This is a genomic window from Xanthobacter sp. BG11Y11_SDJG (assembly GCF_057364445.1).
Map to the genome: position 1 here is coordinate 1 of NZ_JBNFNU010000471.1, position 2,917 is coordinate 2,917.

At 71.8% G+C, this 2,917-nt stretch carries 1 protein-coding gene and 1 pseudogene; both read left to right on the top strand.

From position 1 onward, the window contains the following. A partial coding sequence (locus AC2W7M_RS23030; protein WP_486135219.1) for a sulfite reductase subunit alpha occupies nucleotides 1-1,148 on the top strand: 1,148 nt, incomplete at its 5' end. A 55-nt stretch (nucleotides 1,149-1,203) separates the two neighbouring features. Continuing rightward, a pseudogene (locus AC2W7M_RS23035) lies at nucleotides 1,204-2,917 on the top strand (molybdopterin-dependent oxidoreductase); the annotation flags it as partial.

Sequence of the window (2,917 nt, forward strand, 5' to 3'; positions counted from 1 at the left end):
CGGCGGCGCAGCCGCAGGCCGCCCCGGCGCCCGCCCCGCTCGGCACGCGCGACAATCCCGGCACGGTGACCTTCCTCGGCCGGCGGCGGCTCAACAAGGAGGGGTCCGAGAAGGAGACCTTCCACATCGACTTCGACCTCGCCGGCTCGGGGCTCGATTATGCGGCAGGCGACAGCTTCGGCATCTTCCCGGCCAACGATCCGGCCCTGGTGGACCAGGTGATCGCCGCGATCCACGCGCCGCAAGACTTCCCCATCGCCGGCAAGACGCTGCACGCGGTGCTGACCCACGAGGTGTGCCTGAAGTCGCCACCCGACGCGCTGTTCCAGCTCGTCTCGTATCTGGTCGGCGGCGCGCGCAAGGAGACGGCGAAGCGCCTCGCGGCGGGCGAGGACCCGGACGGCGACGCGGCGCTCCTCGACGTGCTGGCGGCGCTGGAGAAATTCCCCGGCATCAGGCCCGATCCGGAAGCCTTCATCGAATGCCTGGAGCCGCTCCAGCCGCGCCTCTATTCCATCTCCTCCAGCCCCGCGGCGACGCCGGGCCTTTTGTCGCTGACCGTGGACAAGGTGCGCTTTGAGGCATTCGGCCGCGAGCGGCGCGGGGTGGCCTCCAGCTTCCTCGGGGATCGCATCCCGGAAGGCACGAAACTCAAGGCCTATATCCAGAAGGCGCACGGCTTCGGCCTGCCGCAGGACCCGGCGAAAGGCGTCGTCATGGTCGGGCCGGGCACCGGCATCGCCCCGTTCCGCGCCTTCCTGCATGAGCGCGCCGCGACCCGGGCTCCGGGCGGCAACTGGCTGTTCTTCGGCCACCAGCGGCGCGAGACGGACTTCTTCTACGAGGAGGAACTGTCCGCCTTCCAGGCACAGGGCGTGCTCACCCGCCTCGACACCGCCTGGTCGCGGGACGGCGCGCAGAAGGTCTATGTCCAGGACAAGATCCGCGCCGCCGGCGCCGAGCTTTGGGCCTGGCTAAACGACGGCGCGCATTTCTATATTTGCGGCGACGCCAAGCGCATGGCCAAGGACGTGGAAGCGGCGCTCGCCGATGTCGCGGCGACCCATGGCGGGCTCGGCCCGGACAAGGCGGCCGCCTTTCTTGCCGACCTGAAGAAGGCCGGGCGCTTCCAGGCGGACGTCTATTGATGGGGAAGGCGATGCCTCGGGAAGAGTGGGTTCAGGCAGCGCGCGGGAGCGGGCGTTGAACGCCCCCCTCACCTCGCCCCCTTCGGTGAAGACCACCTGCCCCTATTGCGGCGTCGGCTGCGGCGTCGCCGTGGTGCCGGACGGGACGGGCGGCGCCCATGTGGAGGGCGACAAGGCCCATCCCGCCAATTTCGGCCGCCTGTGCTCCAAGGGCGCGGCGCTGGGCGAGACGCTCGGCCTCGAAACGCGCCTCCTCCACCCCATGATGCGCACTGGCGACGGCGCGCTGGCGCGCACGAGCTGGGACGCGGCGCTCGACCGCGTGGCGCGCGACCTTGCCGGCATCATCGACCGCCACGGGCCGGGATCGGTCGCCTTCTACCTGTCGGGCCAGTTGCTCACGGAGGACTATTACGTCGCCAACAAGCTGGCGAAGGGCTTCCTCGGCACCGCCCATGTGGACACCAACTCGCGGCTCTGCATGGCCTCGTCGGTCGCCGGTCACAAGCGCGCCTTCGGCGCCGACACGGTGCCCGGCAGCTATGCGGACCTGGAGGCCGCCGACCTGATCGTGCTGGTGGGCTCCAATGCCGCCTTCTGCCACCCGGTGCTGTTCCGCCGCATGGAGGCGGCGCGGGCGAAGCGCGGCATCAAGATCGTCGTCATCGACCCGCGCGGCACCGAGACCGCCGCCGAGGCGGACCTGGTGCTGCCGCTCGCCCACGGCACCGACGCGATCCTGTTCTCCGGCCTCCTGGCGCATCTTGCCGATGCCGGGCGGCTCGACGCCGGCTTCCTCGGCCGGCACACGCAAGGCTTGCCGAAGCGCTCGCGGCGGCGCGCGCCATTGCCCCGACGTCCGACGCCACCGCCCGCGCCTGCGGCCTCGACGCGGCGGACGTGGCGGCCTTCTTCGCCCTGTTCGCCGCCACCGGGAAGGTGGTCACCTGCTATTCGCAGGGGGTCAACCAGTCGGCCCAGGGCACCGACAAGGTGGGCGCCATCGTCAATTGCCACCTCGCCACCGGGCGCATCGGGCGCGAGGGCATGGGCCCCTTCTCCCTCACCGGCCAGCCCAACGCCATGGGCGGGCGCGAAGTGGGCGGGCTCGCCAACCAGCTCGCCGCGCATATGGGATTCTCGCCCGCCGAGGTGGACCGCGTGCGCCGCTTCTGGTCCGCCCCCCGCATGGCGGAGCGCGAGGGGCTGAAGGCGGTGGACATGTTCGCCGCCATCGGCCGCGGCGAGATCAGGGCACTCTGGGTCATGGGCACCAACCCGGCCGTCAGCCTGCCGCAGGCGGGCGCCGTGCGCGCGGCCCTGGAGAAGCTCGACCTGTTCGTGCTGTCGGAGAACGTCGCCGCCAACGACACCGCGTCATGCAGCCCGCACGTGATGCTGCCGGCCGCCGCCTGGGGCGAGAAGGACGGCACCGTGACCAATTCCGAGCGCCGCATCTCGCGCCAGCGCGCCTTCCTGCCGCTGCCGGGCGAGGTCAAGCACGGCTGGTGGCCGCTCGCCGAGGTGGCGCGCCGCCTCGGCTTCGCCGACGCCTTCGCCTGGACCTCGCCCGCCGCCATCTTCCGCGAGCACGCCGCGCTCTCCGGCTTCGAGAATGGCGGCACGCGCGACTTCGACATCGCCGGCCTCGCGACGCTGTCGGACGCGGCCTACGACACCCTGGAGCCGGTGCAGTGGCCGGTGCCCGCGGGCGGGCGGGCAGGCACCGCGCGCCTGTTCGCGAACGGCGGCTTCTTCACGCCCGACCG